Source organism: Azospirillum sp. SYSU D00513 (assembly GCF_017356015.1).
Taxonomy (GTDB): domain Bacteria; phylum Pseudomonadota; class Alphaproteobacteria; order Azospirillales; family Azospirillaceae; genus Azospirillum.
On the sequence record NZ_JAFIQV010000013.1, the window covers coordinates 12,607 to 27,671 of the forward strand.

General features: G+C 69.6%; 12 protein-coding genes. 6 read left to right on the plus strand and 6 right to left on the minus strand.

The window, feature by feature from the left end; all coding sequences use genetic code 11:
• Positions 1 to 23: 23 nt before the first annotated feature.
• Positions 24 to 1,799 (minus strand): N-acetylglutaminylglutamine amidotransferase, encoded by a 1,776-nt coding sequence (locus tag JUB11_RS11770; RefSeq protein WP_207458735.1) that lies wholly within the window; start codon positions 1,797 to 1,799, stop codon positions 24 to 26.
• Positions 1,800 to 2,075: 276 nt separating this feature from the next.
• Here JUB11_RS11770 and JUB11_RS11775 point away from each other — a divergent pair, with 276 nt between their 5' ends.
• From JUB11_RS11775 to JUB11_RS11785, 3 genes are all read left to right on the plus strand, one after another.
• The gene (locus JUB11_RS11775; RefSeq protein ID WP_207458736.1) at positions 2,076 to 3,911 is read left to right on the plus strand and encodes a tetratricopeptide repeat protein; all 1,836 of its coding nucleotides are present in this window, start codon (positions 2,076 to 2,078) and stop codon (positions 3,909 to 3,911) included.
• A 99-nt stretch (positions 3,912 to 4,010) separates the two neighbouring features.
• Positions 4,011 to 5,120 (plus strand): NAD(P)/FAD-dependent oxidoreductase, encoded by a 1,110-nt coding sequence (locus tag JUB11_RS11780; RefSeq protein WP_207458737.1) that lies wholly within the window; start codon positions 4,011 to 4,013, stop codon positions 5,118 to 5,120.
• 76 nt (positions 5,121 to 5,196) lie between these two features.
• Positions 5,197 to 5,964 carry an SDR family oxidoreductase gene (locus JUB11_RS11785; protein WP_207458738.1) on the plus strand — a complete coding sequence of 256 codons (768 nt, stop codon included), beginning with the start codon at positions 5,197 to 5,199 and terminating at the stop codon, positions 5,962 to 5,964.
• Positions 5,965 to 6,088: 124 nt separating this feature from the next.
• Here the strand turns inward: JUB11_RS11785 and JUB11_RS11790 are convergent, their stop codons facing one another.
• Positions 6,089 to 6,295, minus strand: a complete 207-nt coding sequence (locus JUB11_RS11790) for a hypothetical protein (protein WP_207458739.1) — start codon at positions 6,293 to 6,295, stop codon at positions 6,089 to 6,091.
• Between the two features lie 334 nt (positions 6,296 to 6,629).
• On the opposite strand from JUB11_RS11790, the gene JUB11_RS11795 reads away from it, so the two are divergent.
• The 3 genes from JUB11_RS11795 to JUB11_RS11805 are packed head-to-tail and all read left to right on the plus strand — an operon-like array spanning position 6,630 to position 8,518.
• Positions 6,630 to 7,355, plus strand: a complete 726-nt coding sequence (locus JUB11_RS11795) for an ABC transporter ATP-binding protein (RefSeq protein WP_207458740.1) — start codon at positions 6,630 to 6,632, stop codon at positions 7,353 to 7,355.
• On the plus strand, positions 7,336 to 7,929 hold the full coding sequence (locus JUB11_RS11800) for an energy-coupling factor transporter transmembrane protein EcfT (RefSeq protein WP_207458741.1): 594 nt from the start codon (positions 7,336 to 7,338) through the stop codon (positions 7,927 to 7,929). The genes JUB11_RS11795 and JUB11_RS11800 overlap by 20 nt, the downstream gene beginning before the upstream one ends.
• A gap of 34 nt (positions 7,930 to 7,963) precedes the next feature.
• Complete coding sequence (locus JUB11_RS11805; RefSeq protein ID WP_207458742.1) at positions 7,964 to 8,518, plus strand: biotin transporter BioY; 555 nt, start codon at positions 7,964 to 7,966, stop codon at positions 8,516 to 8,518.
• A gap of 70 nt (positions 8,519 to 8,588) precedes the next feature.
• On the opposite strand, the gene JUB11_RS11810 is transcribed toward JUB11_RS11805, so the two are convergent.
• The 4 genes from JUB11_RS11810 to JUB11_RS11825 all read right to left on the minus strand — a co-directional run bounded on the left by JUB11_RS11810 (position 8,589) and on the right by JUB11_RS11825 (position 15,005).
• Entirely contained in the window at positions 8,589 to 10,397 is a 1,809-nt protein-coding gene (locus tag JUB11_RS11810; RefSeq protein WP_207458743.1) for a PTS fructose-like transporter subunit IIB, read from the minus strand.
• Between the two features lie 30 nt (positions 10,398 to 10,427).
• Entirely contained in the window at positions 10,428 to 11,372 is a 945-nt protein-coding gene (gene pfkB, locus JUB11_RS11815; protein WP_207458744.1) for a 1-phosphofructokinase, read from the minus strand.
• A complete protein-coding gene (ptsP, locus tag JUB11_RS11820) occupies positions 11,369 to 13,867 on the minus strand; it encodes a phosphoenolpyruvate--protein phosphotransferase (RefSeq protein WP_207458745.1) in 2,499 nt (832 codons plus the stop codon). Before ptsP ends, pfkB begins: the two co-directional genes overlap by 4 nt.
• A 193-nt stretch (positions 13,868 to 14,060) precedes the next feature.
• Positions 14,061 to 15,005, minus strand: coding sequence for a diguanylate cyclase (locus JUB11_RS11825; protein WP_207458746.1), 945 nt, complete (start codon positions 15,003 to 15,005; stop codon positions 14,061 to 14,063).
• Positions 15,006 to 15,065 lie beyond the last annotated feature (60 nt).

Genomic DNA, 15,065 nt, shown 5'->3' on the forward strand with positions numbered 1-15,065 from the left:
GACTCTTTTCCTCCCGAGACGATTCAAATTTTTTGTTCCTGCAGCCAGAACTCCAGAAGCGCGACCTGCCAGAGCTTGGAGCCGCGCAACGGGGTGATGTGCTCCTCCGGGTTGTCGAGAAGGCGGTTGAGGTAGTCGGGGCGGAACAGCGAACGCTCGCGCGCCGCCTGGCTGCTCAGCACGTCCCGGACGAGCCCGAGGAACGGGCCGCGCAGGTATTTCAGCGCCGGCACGGGGAAATAGCCCTTGGGCCGGTCGATCACCTCCGCCGGGATGACGCGGCGGGAGGCTTCCTTGAGGACGTACTTGCCGTCGCCGCCGACCTTGTGCTCGGCGGGGATGCGCGCGGCCAGCTCGACCAGGTCATGGTCGAGGAAGGGCACGCGGGCCTCGAGCCCGGCGGCCATCGTCATGTTGTCCACGCGCTTGACCGGGTCGTCCACGAGCATGACCGTGGTGTCGAGCCGCAGCGCCTTGTCGACCGCGCGGTCGGCGCCGGGCTCGGCGAACATCCGCTCCAGCCAGCGCCGGGAGTGATCCTCCCCGACGAAGCGCGGGTCCAGCGCTTCGGCCATCTCGGACTGGTCGCGGTCGAAGAAGACGCGGGCGTAGTCGGCGACCGGATCGCGGCTTTCCAGCAGGGGCGGGTACCAGTGATAGCCGCCGAACACCTCGTCGGCGCCCTGGCCGGACTGGACCACCTTGACGTGCTTGGCGACCTCCTGCGACAGGAGGTAGAAGCCGATGTTGTCGTGGCTGACCATCGGCTCCGACATGGCGCGCACACAGTTCACCAGCTCGGGCAGGGCGCGCGAGCTGTCGACGAAAAGCTGGTGATGGTCGGTCTCGAACCGCTTGGCGACGATGTCCGAGTATTTGAACTCATCCCCGGCTTCGCTGCCGACCGTCTCGAAGCCGATGGAGAAGGTTTGGAGGCCATGCTGGCCGGCCTCGGCCAGCAGTCCGGTGATCAGCGAACTGTCCAGCCCGCCGGACAGCAGGACGCCGACCGGCACGTCGGAGACGAGGCGCCGCTTCACCGACAGGCGCAACGTGTCGAGAACCTCATCCTGCCAGTCGGAGAAGGACTTCTTCTCGTCACCGGGCCGCGGGCCGAAGTTGACGGTCCAGTAGCGCGTCTCCTTGCGGGTGCCGTCGGGCTCCACCGTCAGGATCGTCGCCGGCGGCAGCTTGCGCACCCCCTTCAGGATGGTGAGCGGCGCCGGGACGACGGCGTGGAAGCTCATGTAATGGTGCAGTGCCACCGGATCGATGTCCGTGTCGATCCCGCCCGAGGCGAGCAGGGCCGGCACGGTGGAGGCGAAGCGCAGGGCGCCGTCCACCTCGGCCAGGTAGAGCGGCTTGATGCCGAGGCGGTCGCGGCCGAGCACGACACGGCCGCTGTCGCGCTCCAGGATCGCAAAGGCGAACATGCCGTACATGCGCTTCACGAAATCCGGACCCCAGGCATGATAGGCCTTGATCAGAACCTCGGTGTCGCCGCCCGAGAAGAAGCGGTAGCCGCGCTCCGTCAATTCGGCGCGCAGTTCATGGTGGTTGTAGATGCAGCCGTTGAAGACGATGGCGAGGCCGAGTTCGGCGTCGACCATCGGCTGCTGGGAGGCTTCGCTGAGATCGATGATCTTCAGCCGGCGGTGTCCGAACGCCACGCGGCCATGCGCGAAGGCACCATGCCCATCCGGACCGCGGTCCGTCATGGTGCCCGCCATCGCTTCCACCGCGGCCAAGCTGGCCGGGCGCCCGGCGCGGAGTTGTATCTCACCGCTGATGCCACACATCGCTTGTCGAGCCTCCTCGTTGCTTCCTGAAGACGGCCGCCAGGGCACAGGAGGCACCCGGGCAGCCGGGCGCATCCCCCTTTGAATCCGCCGTTAACAGAAGACAACACCCAAAAAGGGCAAAAGGGTCACGCTGGTCTGCATTGACCAGAACAGGACACGGCACCCATGCCTCACGCGTGGGGGCGGTATGGGCATCGTTTTTGCCGTCAGGCCCGGTTACTCTGGGGCCAAGCGCGCGCCCGCGCGTCCCGTCAGAACTTTTTCGCGAAGACCATGGCCACGCCGCGGGAAGCCCTGCTTGTCGCCTTCGACCTTCACCAAAGCGGCAGGCCCGCCGAGGCGGAACTGCTGTATCGCCGCATCGTCGAAGCTGTCCCGGATCTGGCGGACGCCCATCATTTGCTGGGAGTCCTCCTGGCCGAGCAAGGCCGCACCGGAGAGGCGATCGCCGCGCTGGGGGAGGCGATCGCCTTGTACGGAGACAACGCCGATTATCACGCCAACCTCGGCAACGCCTTGCGGGCGGGCGGGCGCGCTGGCGAGGCCGTCGGCGCCTTCCTCCACGCGCTCGCTCTGAAACCCGACCATCCCGCGGCGCGGCAGGGCTTGGCTATCGCCTGCCGCGATGCCGCCTTCCGCGATCCGGCCAAAGCGGACGCGGCGCTCCGCTGCGCGATCGCTGCCGCTCCGGATTTGCCCGAACCCTACAAGGAGCGCGTCCACCTGGCGGCCGGCAGTCCGCAGAACGTCGTCACCTCGGCGGAGCGGGCAGTCCGCCTTTGGCCCGAGGACGCCGGGGCGTTCCTGCTGCTCGCAGTGGCGCGACAGGGCCTGACCGGCCAGGAGACCGTATCGGGCCATGGAGCGGGGACGGCCATGGCAGCCTATCGGGCAGCCCTCGCGCTGCGGCCGGCGCTGGCGGACGCCTGGAACAACATCGGCGGCGCCGAGGAACGGCTGGCCCGCTATGACTCCGCGGCGGCCTTCTACCGCCGCGCTCTCACGGCGGCACCGGCTGAACCGAGAATCCTGACCAACCTGGCGCTTGCCCTTCACCGGCAAGGACGCTTCGACGACGCCATGGAAACCCACGCCGAGGCGCTGCGCCGCGCACCGGACATGCCCATCCTTCATGCCAATCGCAGCCTGACGCTGCTGATCGAGGGCCTGTTCGAGGAGGGCTGGCGCGCTTATGAACAGGGCCTGCACTGCGAAGGATCCCCGCGCACCCGCCGAGCCTTTCCGCAGCCACGCTGGGACGGACGTCCGTTCCGGAACGGGAAGCTGCTGATCTGGGCGGAACAGGGCATCGGCGACGAGATCCTCTACGCCAGCCTTCTGCCGGAGGTCATGGCTGCGGGGACGGACTGCGTCCTGGAATGCGACGCCCGCCTCGTCCCGCTGTTCGGCAGATCCCTGCCCGGACTGGAACTGGTTCCACGCCGAAATCCGGCTGACGCGCGGCTTACCAGGCAGGACATCGCCGCGCAGATCCCCTGCGGCAGCCTTCCCATGCATCTTCGGCCCGACGTCGCCTCCTTCCAACGCCAGCGCCCCTTCCTCCGCCCGGACCAGCGGGCGCGCGAAGAATTTCGGTCCCGGCATATCGGCGGGAATGGGGACAGGGGCGGGCGCCTGGTTGGCCTGTCCTGGCGCACCAAGAACACGGCCAACGCCCTCGCGAGAAATATCGATTTGGCCGATGTCCTCTCCCTGTTCCAGGGAATGGACTGCACGGTGATAAGCCTGCAATACGACGGGACCAAGCCGGAAATCGAGGCCGCCAGCCGTCAAACCGGTGTCCGCATGGTGTTGGACGACTCGGTGGACCCCTGGAACGATCTCGATGGCTTGGCTGCCCTGATCGCAGCCATGGACCTCGTGATCTCCATCGACAATTCGACGGTGCATCTCGCCGGTGCGCTGGGGGTGCCGACCTTCACGCTCCTGAACCATGTGCCGAACTGGCGCTGGCTGCGCTCGGGCACCGAGAGCCTCTGGTACCCGCGCATGCGCCTGTTCCGTCAGCCCGCGCCGGGTGACTGGGCGGCGGTCCTGCGCGAGTTGGGGGCGGCGCTCTCGGAACGCTGGCCGGAACCTACCTCCTAAGCGCGCGCTCCTTCGGCCCGTTGAAAGATGGACCGCCGTCGGACAGGATGCCGCTCGGCGCGTCCATGCGCCCGTATTTTCGGCGGATCTGAGGCTTCCATGGCGGATTTCGATGCAACGGTGGTCGGGGCTGGCGTGGTCGGTCTGGCGGTCGCCCGCGAACTGGCTCTCTCCGGCTGTTCGGTTGTGGTTCTGGAAACAGCCGCCTCCATCGGCTCGGAAACCTCCTCGCGCAACAGCGAAGTGATCCATGCCGGACTTTACTACCCAAGGGGATCACTGAAGGCGCGGCTCTGCGTCGAGGGCCGCCGGCGGCTGTACGCCTACATGGCGGAGCGCGGGGTTCCTCACCGCCGCTGCGGAAAGCTCCTGGTGGCGAGCGACGAATCGGAGGTGCCCGAACTGGAGGCGATCCACCGGCGCGGGACGGAGAACGGGGTGGAGGAACTGCGAATCATCGACGCGGCCGAGGCCAGACGGCTCGAACCCGCGCTGCGCACCGCCGGGGCCGTGCTCTCGCCCGTTACCGGCATCCTGGACAGCCACGCGTTGATGGTCGCCTACCAGGGCGACGCCGAGAGCGCCGGAGCCTCCATCGCCTTCCGCACACCCTTCGAAGGGGCGGAAACTCTGGGCGAGGGCGAATTCCAGGTCCGGGCCGGCGGGGAAGAGCCGACGAGCTTCACCACCTCCATCCTCGTCAACGCGGCGGGTCTGCACGCCTCCAGGGTCGCGGGCGCCATCGCCGGGTTGGACGCGGCCCATGTTCCCCAGATGCGCTACGCGAAGGGAAACTACTTCGTGCTGGCCGGGCGCTCGCCCTTCACGCGCCTGATCTACCCAATGCCGAACAAGGCGGGGCTCGGCGTCCACCTGACGCTCGACCTCGGCGGGCAGGCGCGTTTCGGCCCGGACGTGGAATGGGTCGACGCGATCGACTACACGGTGGACCCGAATCGCTGCGCTGGGTTCTACGAGGCGATCCGCCGCTACTGGCCGGATCTAAGGGACGAGTCGCTGACGCCCGGCTATTCCGGCATTAGGCCGAAGCTGGTCGCCGCGAATGAGGCCGCCGCCGATTTCCGGATCGACGGGCCGGAGGCGCATGGCCTCGCCGGACTGGTCAACCTCTTCGGGATCGAGAGCCCGGGGCTCACCGCCTCCCTCGCCATCGCGAGCGAGGTGCGGGCGCGGCTTGACGCCGCGTGAGGCCAGCCTCTTCCGTCGCGTTCGCTCTGCCGCTAGGGTCCGGGTGCCAGAACACAAAATTTGCTGGAGACGCGACATGAGCAACGAAGCCCGTTATCCCAGCCTGCGCGACCGAGTGACCTTCATCACCGGCGGCGGGTCTGGGATCGGCGCCGAACTGACGCGGTCCTTCGCGGCGCAAGGTGCCCGCGTCGCCTTCGTGGACATTGCCGAGACGGAAAGCCGCGCCCTGTGCGACCGCGTGAAGGAGGAAACAGGGCAGGCGCCGCTCTTCATTCCCTGCGATCTCCGCGACATTCCCGCACTTCAGGCGGCCATCGAGCAGGTGCGCGGGCAACTGGGCGATGTCAGCGTCCTTCTGAACAACGCCGCGAACGACCAGCGCCACGCCGTCGAAGAGGTGACGGTGGAGTATTGGGACGAGCGCATGGCGATCAACCAGCGCCCGATGTTCTTCGCGGCCCAGTCCATCGCTCCGCACATGAAGCGGTTCGGGCGCGGCTCCATCGTCAATTTCGGCTCGATCAGCTGGAAGATCGGGCAGGGTGGCATGCCGGCCTACACCATGGCGAAGGCGAGCGTGCATGGGCTGACCCGGGGCCTCGCGCGCGATCTCGGGCCGTTCGGCATCCGCGTCAACACGCTGCTGCCGGGCTGGGTGATGACGCAGCGCCAGCTCGACCTGTGGGTCACGCCGGAAAGCGCCAAGCAGATCGACGCCAGCCAATGCATCAAGGACCGCGTCATGCCGCACCACATCGCGGCGATGGCGCTGTTCCTGGCCGCCGACGACAGCGCGGCCTGCACCGCCCAGGAGTTCACCGTGGACGGCGGCTGGTCCTGATCCGGCCGGGGCAAGCCGGCGAGAGAACGGGCAGGCGTGAAAACGAAAAGCCCCGCCGTCGCGCGGATGCGCGGGCAGGGCTTTTCGTAACAGGGACCGGCGGAATGGCCGCCGGAACCGCGCGTCAGGCGCGGTCGGACTCGAACATCGCCTGACGGGCGAGGGCGGCGCTGCCGTTGATCGTTCCGCCGCTCTGAGCGGTCAGCTCCTGGAAACGGGCGTAGGCGCGGTAGCCGTCGCGGATGCCCGCGAACACATCGGCCACGACACGCAGCAGCTTCGAGCCGGCGTCGCTACCAAACTCGGAGTGGCTGTAAGCAGTGTGAGCCATGGTGGCCTCCATCAATCTCGATGAGCTGAATATAGGCCCAGCGCGGTCGCGCAAGTAATGCTCGTATCGCATCACCGGAACGTGCTGGCGGTATAGATTTGCGGACCGAACAAAGCTATCGGCGTTTCTCTTTTCCATTGTTTGGATCGCCTGCAATAGAGAGATCGGTAAACGCCTCTCCAGCCCATCTTTGCTTCGGACGCCAAACGAATTCTCGGTTCAGCGGATTGTTTGCCAAGCCCGCAAGACCGGGCCTAGTAGCCGCACCGCGCCTGGGCTATAGCTGCCGCCGCTTCGACCATCCACCGCAGGACCGGGCCTCAAGACGACCGTCATGACCGAACAGGGCATTCATCTTCAGTCCGTGACCTTGCGCCGGGGCGCAGCGACGCTGTTCGACGGGCTGTCCCTGTCGCTGACGGAGCCGCGCATTGGACTCGTCGGGGACAACGGCGCCGGGAAGAGCAGCCTGTTGCGGGTCGCCTGCGGCCTTCTGGCTCCGGACTCCGGAAGCGTGACCGTCCATGGGGCGGATGCGGGCAAGGAGCGGACCCGGCTGCCCGGCCTCGTCGGCATCCTGTTCCAGAACCCGGACGATCAGATCATCTTCCCGACCGTCGTGGAGGAACTGGCCTTCAGCCTGACGGCGCAGGGAGAGGGGCGGCGGGAGGCCCGGCGCCGGGCCTCCGCCTATCTGGGCGAGCGTGGCCTGGATGGCTGGGCGGACCGGGCCGTCGGGAGCCTCAGCCAGGGGCAGCGGCAGAGGCTGTGCCTGATGGCGCTGGACATCATGGGGCCCCGCACCCTGCTGCTGGACGAGCCCTTCGCCAGCCTCGACCTTCCTGCGCAGGCCCGGCTGGTGCGGCATGTCCGGACCACCGACCGGCAGGTGGTGCTGTCCAGCCATGTGCTCGAGCCGCTCCTGGAGTTCGAGCGCGTGCTTTGGCTGGACGGGGGACGGATCCGCGCCGACGGGCCGGGGCGGGAGGTCTGCGCTGCCTATCGGGCGGATGTCGAGGATCGGGCGGAGCGGGCGGGCGATGCACAGCTTCTATCTTGAACGGCCGGGCTGGCTGCACCGTGTTCCCGCCGGGGTGAAGCTGGCGGGGCTGTCCCTGGCGGGCACGGCCCTATTTATGACGGCCGACCAGGCGCTGCTCGGCGCGGCGGCGCTGGCGGTCGCGGCGCTCTACCTCTCCCTTGGGCGGGAGGCGGGCAGGGCGCTCGGCGCCTTCCGGGGGCTGGCGGTCGCCCTGCTCCTCATCCTGCTCTTTCACGCGCTGGTGGGATCCTGGCGGGACGGCGCGGTCACCGCCCTCCGGCTGGGCAGCCTGTCGGCGCTCGGCATGGCGCTGACGCTCACCACCCGATTCGATGACCTGCTGTCCGTCGCGGAAACGCTGCTTCGGCCCCTGAAGCTGTTCGGCCTGCCGGCGGAGCGGATGGCTCTCGCCTTCGGGCTCATGCTGCGGTTTATCGAAACCTTCTTCGCGCAATGGCAGAGGCTCGACGAGGCGCACCGCGCACGCAGCGGGCGAGCCGGCGGCTGGCGTCTTCTGGCGCCCCTCGCGATTCAGGCCCTGGCGGCGGCTGACCGGGCCGCGGAAGCGTTGTCGGCGCGGCTCGGTCGGTGATAGTGGAGGGCCGTTCCTTTCCACCGAGGCCCCCATGCAGTCCGGCTCCTCCCGCTCCATTGCCCACATCGCCCTCTTCGCGGCGCTCGTCGCCGTCCTCGGGCTGATCCCGAAAATCGATCTGCCTTTCGGCGTTCCGGTCACCGCCCAGACGCTGGGCGTCATGCTGGCCGGCTGCCTGCTCGGGCCGAAACGCGCCTTCCTTGCCATGCTGCTGGTCCTCGGCGGCGTGGCGCTCGGCTTGCCCCTGCTGTCGGGTGGGCGCGGCGGCATCGGCGTGTTCGCCAGCCCGACGGCGGGGTACCTGCTTGCCTGGCCGTTTGGCGCGCTGGTCGCGGGTGCCGTCATGGGGCTGCTTCCCGGCCCGGTCTGGGCGCGGGCCTTCGCCGCCTCGGCGGCGGGCGGCATCGGCGTTATTCATCTCTCCGGCATCGTGGGGCTCACGCTGCTGGCGAGGATGGAGCCGACCCAGGCGGCGCTCGCCGACCTCGCCTTCGTGCCGGGCGACCTGATCAAGTGCGCCCTGGTGGCGGCACTGGCGCAGTCCGTCGCGCGCGGCCTGCCGGACTGGAACCTGCACCGCGCCTGATCCCGGCGGCAACCGGAACGAAAAAGCCCCCGTTCGCGAGGACGGGGGCTTTTTCTTTTCCAGAGCCTGATTACCGTGCCGCCGCCGTGGCACCGGAGGCGGGCAGGGGCTCCTCATCGACCGGACGCTTGAGGACGACGAGCGCCAGGGCCGTGATAACGGTACCGACGACGATCGACAGGATGTAGGGACCGAGCGGGTCCACCGCGTTCGGGATTGCGAGCACGAAGACGCCGCCGTGCGGCGCACGCAGGCCGCAGCCAAACCACATGGACATGGCCCCCGTCACCGCCGAGCCGATCATCAGCGCCGGGATGACCCGCAGGGGATCCTTGGCGGCGAAGGGGATCACCCCTTCGGTGATGAAGGAGATGCCCAGCACGGCCGCCGCCTTGCCCGCCTCGCGCTCCTGCAGGGTGAAGCGGTTCTTGGCGATGACGGTCGCCAGCGCCACGCCCAGCGGCGGAGTCATGCCCGCCGCCATGACGGCGGCCATCGGCAGGAAGGTGTTGCTGCTGAGCAGCCCGACCGCGAAGGCGTAGGCCGCCTTGTTCACCGGACCGCCCATGTCGAAGGCCATCATGGCGCCGAGCAGCAGGCCGAGCAGCACGGCGTTGGTGCCGCTGAGGCTGGTCAGGAAACTTGTCAGGGCGGCCATGATGGCCGCCACCGGCGCGCCGACCACATAGATCATCAGAAGCCCGACGATCAGCGTCGCGATCAGCGGGATGATGAGGACCGGCTTCAGCCCTTCCAGCGTGGCCGGCAGGCGGATGTAGTCGCGGCAGGCCCGCGCCACATAGCCGGCGAGGAAGCCGGCGACGATGCCGCCCAGGAAGCCGGCGCCCACCTGGCTCGCCAGCATGCCGCCGATGAAGCCGGGCGCGATGCCGGGCCGGTCGGCGATGGAATAGGCCATGTAACCGGCCAGCGCCGGCACCATGAGCGCGAAGGCTGCCTCCCCGCCGATCTGCATCAGCGCGGCGGGCAGAGTGCCCTTCTCCTTGAAGGCCTCGATGCCGAACACGAAGGACAGGGCGATGATCAGGCCGCCCGCCACCACGAAGGGCAGCATGAAGGAGACGCCGGTCAGCAGATGCTTGTAGGGGCCGGCGTCGACCTGCTTCTTGCCCGCCGGCGCGCCCGCGGTCGAAGCCGCACGCGGCTGGGCGCCGCCCGCCGGAACCGGCAGGGCCAGCGCCTGGGCGATGGCCCGCTCCGGCTGTTTCAGCGCCTCGCCGACGGAGGTCTTGTAGAGGCGCTTGCCGGCGAAACGGTCGGTCGAGACATGAGTGTCGGCGCCGATGATGACCGCGTCGGCGGCGGCGATGTCCTCATCCGTCAGCGTGTTCTTGGCGCCGACGGATCCCTGGGTCTCGACGCGGATGTCGTAGCCCTGGGCGCGGGCGGCGCGGGTCAGCGCCTCCGCCGCCATGAATGTGTGGGCGATGCCGGTCGGGCAGGCCGTGATGGCGACCAGCAGGCCGGACCGCGCCGCGCCGGCAGCGGCCTTGCTCGCGGCGGGCGCGCCTGCCGGCTCCGCCGCCCTTGCCTGCGCCGCGGGGCCGGTGACCGGCACCACCCCTGTCGCCTCGTCGATGATGCGGCCCGTTTCGCGGATCGCCGCCGCCGTGGAGGTGCGGACGATCCGCTTGCCCTGGAAGCGGTCCTCCTCCACGGCGATGTCCGCCGCGATGATCACCCCGTCGGCCGCCGCGATGGCCGCGTTGTCGAGCGGCGTGCGCACGCCGGCGGACCCGCTGGTCTCGACCTCGATTTCGTGGCCTTTCAGGACGGCCACGCGGCGAAGCGCCTCCGCCGCCATGAATGTGTGCGCGATTCCCGTCGGGCAGGCCGTTACAGCCACCAGTCTTGCCATTTTTCTTGTCCTCGACCCAATCGTCTGTCTTCAGCCATGCCCAAGGGATTCGACGCGCACGGCGCGCTTCAGGGCGTCGATGCAGTCCGGCGGCGGCAACACGGGCCCGAGCTGCGCCAGGGTTCCCGCCGCGAAGGCGGTGCCCTGCCGGGCGCAGCTTTCCAGGTCCAGCCCGGCGGCGCGCGCGGCGATGACCCCCGCCACCATGGCGTCGCCCGCCCCGACGGTGCTGGCAACCTCCACCTTCGGCGGAACGGCGAGAAGCGCACCCTCCTCGCCGACGAACACCGCCCCGTCGCCGCCCAGCGAGACGACCACGAGTCCGATGCCCGACGCGTGGAGGTCCCTTGCCGCGCGGACCACCGAATCGCGGTCGGGCAGGGGACGGCCGAGCAGTTCCGACAGCTCGTGCGCGTTCGGCTTCACCATGTCCGGCCTGACCTCGACGGCAGCCCGCAGGGGCGCGCCGCTGGTGTCCACCGCCACGAATGCGCCGCGTTCGCGCAGCCGCTTGGTCCAGGCGGCGTAGCTGTCCGGGGCGAGACCGGCTGGCAGGCTTCCGGCGAGCACGAAATGGCCGTTCTCCGCCGCCAGCGCGTCGAGCGCCGCCGTCAGCTCCTCCACGGCGCCGTCCGGAACGCTCAGGCCCGGAAGATTGATGTCCGTGACGGAACCGCCAGCCGCGTCCACCACCTTGATGTTGGTGCGGCTCGCCCCCTTCAGGCGGATGCAGCGGTCGCCGATGCCGCGCTCGCGGAACAGCGCCTCGAACACCGCCGCGTTGTCGGCCCCCAGGAAACCGGCGGCGGTCACCGGCGCCGGGCCGCCGCTCAGGAAGGCGGCGACGTTGATGCCCTTGCCGCCGGCCGTGCGCGTCTCCTTCGCGACGCGGTTGACCGTCCCCGCCGTGAAGCCGGGGCAGTCCAGCGTCTGGTCGATGGCCACGTTGGGCGTGACCGTGACGATCCCCCTCATGCCGCATCCTCCCCGGCGGGCATGGCGCGCACCAGCGCCCGCACCTCGGCGGCGGCGGCGCAGGCGAGCGCGTCGCGCGCCACGGCCTCCGCGTCGGCCATGGCGACGGTGCGCAGGCGCGCCTTGACGGAGGGAATGCTCGGGATGGCGACGCTGAGTTCGCTCACCCCGAGGCCCGACAGGACGATGGCGCCGGCCGGATCGCCCGCGATGCCGCCGCAGGCGCCGACCCAGATGCCGGCGCCGCGCGCGGCCTTCACCGTCTGGTCGATCATGCGCAGCACCGCCGGGTGCAGCCCGTCGGCCTGCGGGGCCAGCACCGGGTGCAGCCGGTCCATCGCCAGCACATACTGCGTCAGGTCGTTGGTCCCGATGGAGAAGAAGGAGACCTCGCGGGCGAGCTGGTCGGCCATCATCACGGCCGAGGGGACCTCGATCATGATGCCGATCTCGACCGGCGCGACCCCAATGTCCAGGCGGATCTCCTCCGTGATCCGCTTGGCGCGCCGCAGCTCGTCAAGCGAGGCGACCATGGGGTACATGATCCGCACCGGTCCGTGGGCGGAGGCCCGCAGGATGGCGCGGAGCTGGGTGCGGAACAGGTCCTCCCGCTCGAAGCAGAGCCGGATGCCGCGCACGCCGAGGAAGGGGTTCTCCTCCGCCGGAAGGGACAGGTAGGGGACGCTCTTGTCGCCGCCGATGTCGAGCGTGCGCAGGATGATCGGCAGCCCGTTCATGGCCTCCACCATCGTGCGGTAGGCCTCGTACTGCTCCTCCTCGCCCGGCGGCTCGTCGCGCTGGAGGAACAGGAACTCGGTCCGCATCAGCCCGACGCCCTCGCCGCCGGCATCGACGGCGCGGACCGCCTCCGCGGCCTCGCTGATGTTCGCGGCGACCTCCACGCGGCGCCCGTCGGTGGTGACGGCGGGCTTGTAGCGGTCCAGACGCTCCGCGTCGCGGCGGGCCAGGACCCGTTCGCGCTGGGCCGCGGCTTGGCCCCGGTCGGCCTCGGTCGGGCCGACGACCAGCAGGCCGCCGTCGCCGTCGATGATGCATTCCTGCCCGTTGGGCAGGTCGAGCACCGCCGGGCCGGCGGCCACGACCGCCGGGATGTCGAGCGAGCGGGCAATGATCGCGGTGTGGGAGGTGGCCCCCCCGCCGGCCGTGCAGAGGCCCAGCACCATCGCCGGGTCGAGCTTGGCCGTGTCGGACGGGGACAGGTCGTCGGCCAGTAGGATGACGGGGTGGGCGGGAAGCTCGGCCGCCCCTTCCACCACCTCGGCCAGCAGGCGCAGGACGCGCCGGCCCACGTCCCGCAGGTCGGCGGCGCGTGCGGCCAGCAGGGGATCCTTCAGCCGGCCGAGCGTCTCGGCGCGATCCTCGTAGACGGCACGCCAAGCCCAGCCGGCGCTGTGGCCGGCGTCGATGCGGCGGTTCGCGTCGGCGACCATGTCCGGGTCGTCCAGCAACTCCTGGTGGGCCTTGAAGATGGCCGCCTTGGCGGCGCCGGCCTTCTTCCAGAACTCCTCGTACAGGTTCCTCAGGTCGGCGGCGGCGCCGGCCAGAGCCTCGTCGAGGCGGCGGTGCTCGCGGGCGGCGTCGGGTGCCCTTTCCGCGACCTCAAGCTTCTCGCGCTGGTAGGCCCAGACCGGGCCGGCGTTGATGCCGGGCGAGGCCGACAGACCGGCGATGGTTCGGCCCTCATAATCGACGCGCACCGCCGGGGCGGCGGGGGTGGGGGCGTGCGAGGACGGCGCCGGGGCATCCTCCTCCAGCCCCGCCTCGAAGGCAGCGCGGATGGCGGCCAGCGCCTGCTCGGCGTCGTCCCCCTCGGCGGCGATGGTCAGCGGTGCGCCGCCGCTGGCGCCAAGGCGCAGCAGGGTCACCATGCTCTTCGCATTCGCGGACTGGCCGTTGTGGTGGACCGTGACGTCCGAACGGAAGCGCTTGGCGACCGAGACGAGCGCCGTCGCCGGGCGTGCGTGGAGGCCATGCGGCGCGGGCGACGTCACCTGGATCGTCCGCCCGGTGATGGGTGCGCCCGTGGCGCCGGGCTGCGGGGCGAGGGCCGAACCGTTGAGCGTGGCCGCGACGAAGGCGGCGTCGGTGGTGCGCCCCAGCTCCTCCGCCTTGGCGGGGTCGCCGAGCACGCCGGTGAGGTTGGCGAGGACCTGCAGATGCTCGTCGGACTTGGCGGCGATGCCCACCACGATCCGGGCAGCACCTTCCTCCGCCCAGGTCACGCCATCGGGGAACTGCACGACGACCACGCCGGTCTGGCGCACGAATCCGCGTGCCTCGGGCAGCCCGTGCGGGATGGCGATCCCGCTGCCGAGATAGGTGGCGGCCACCTGCTCGCGCCGGAGCATGCTGTCTATGTAGCCGGGCTCGATCAGGCCGGCCTCGACCATCGTCTGCCCGGCCATCCGGATCGCTTCCGCCTTGTCGGCGGCGGCGCGTCCCAGACGGACATGCGCTTGGGTCAATGTCAGCATCGCTTTCCTCTATGAGCGTTCCTGTTCCCAAGCCGGGGCTGGGCCGTGGGGGCCGCTTGACTAGCGTGGTGCCCGGCGTTTGAAAAGCGTTCCGTGGGTATAGGACCCGGAATCTTCAAATAGGCGGCGAGTGCCCGCCGGGAAGGTTGCTCCGGAGGGAAAAAGCAGGGATTACCAACAATTTGAAGGCCGATCAGGAGGCCGCGACATCCCGCGCGCCGGCCGCGCCGCGTCTCGCCGAGGCGTGGCGCAGCTGGGGTTCGACCTCCACGCGGTTGCGTCCGCCATGCTTGGCCCGGTAGAGAGCCACGTCGGATTTCGCCAGCAGCGCCTCGATCCCGCCGTCGGCCGGATCGATCCAGCTCAGCCCGACGCTGACCGTGATCCTCAAGACGTCCGAAGGCGGAACGGGAAGGGACGCCGCCGCGATGGCTTCGCGCAGCCGTTCGGCGACCGAGAAAGCGCTCAGCGGCTTGGTTTCCGGCAGCACGATCGCGAACTCCTCGCCGCCCAGGCGCCCGACGAAGTCGCTGGTCCGGATGGTCTGCTGGCAGCAGCGCACGGTCAGGCGGATGGCCTCGTCGCCGATTCCGTGCCCGTGCGTGTCGTTGACGCGCTTGAAATGGTCGATGTCGAGCATCAGCACCGACAGCGGGCGCTCGTAGCGGCGGGCCCTCAGGAATTCCTCGGCGCCGCGTTCGAGAAAACGGCGGCGGTTCAGCGCGCCGGTCAGGGTGTCGGTGGTGGCCAGCCGCTCGAGATCCCGCTGCATCGCGACCACGCGCGACGCGGCCAGCAGGCGGGCACCGGTCCATTTCCAGTCCAGCGGTTTGCGCAGAAACTCGTCGGCGCCTCCCTCGACCAGCTCATGATACTGGTCGGTCATGCTGCCGGGGATCATGATGATCAGATACAGGTGGCGCGCGCCCTGCTTCGTCCGGAGGTGCCAGCACAGCTCCACGCCCGTCATGTCGGCCAGCTTGACGTCGACCATGACGACGTCGAACTGCTCCCGCGCCGCCCGATCCAGGGCTTCGGCGCCCGTTGTCGCCGTCTCGACCGCGTATCCGAGCTTGCGAAGCTCATACACCATCATCGTGGAGTGATGCGGGGAGTCGTCAACGACCAGGATGCGCAACGCCGATGCTCCATCCGTCCGGCTCGGGACCGCTCCGTTGATCGGAACGGTTGTCCAGGC

Bases quoted from the DNA above. Each gene is read 5' to 3' on its own strand.
- JUB11_RS11770 (WP_207458735.1), bottom strand. From the start codon at position 1,799: ATGTGTGGCATCAGCGGTGAGATACAACTCCGCGCCGGGCGCCCGGCC.
- JUB11_RS11775 (WP_207458736.1), top strand. From the start codon at position 2,076: ATGGCCACGCCGCGGGAAGCCCTGCTTGTCGCCTTCGACCTTCACCAA.
- JUB11_RS11780 (WP_207458737.1), top strand. From the start codon at position 4,011: ATGGCGGATTTCGATGCAACGGTGGTCGGGGCTGGCGTGGTCGGTCTG.
- JUB11_RS11785 (WP_207458738.1), top strand. From the start codon at position 5,197: ATGAGCAACGAAGCCCGTTATCCCAGCCTGCGCGACCGAGTGACCTTC.
- JUB11_RS11790 (WP_207458739.1), bottom strand. From the start codon at position 6,295: ATGGCTCACACTGCTTACAGCCACTCCGAGTTTGGTAGCGACGCCGGC.
- JUB11_RS11795 (WP_207458740.1), top strand. From the start codon at position 6,630: ATGACCGAACAGGGCATTCATCTTCAGTCCGTGACCTTGCGCCGGGGC.
- JUB11_RS11800 (WP_207458741.1), top strand. From the start codon at position 7,336: ATGCACAGCTTCTATCTTGAACGGCCGGGCTGGCTGCACCGTGTTCCC.
- JUB11_RS11805 (WP_207458742.1), top strand. From the start codon at position 7,964: ATGCAGTCCGGCTCCTCCCGCTCCATTGCCCACATCGCCCTCTTCGCG.
- JUB11_RS11810 (WP_207458743.1), bottom strand. From the start codon at position 10,397: ATGGCAAGACTGGTGGCTGTAACGGCCTGCCCGACGGGAATCGCGCAC.
- pfkB (WP_207458744.1), bottom strand. From the start codon at position 11,372: ATGAGGGGGATCGTCACGGTCACGCCCAACGTGGCCATCGACCAGACG.
- ptsP (WP_207458745.1), bottom strand. From the start codon at position 13,867: ATGCTGACATTGACCCAAGCGCATGTCCGTCTGGGACGCGCCGCCGCC.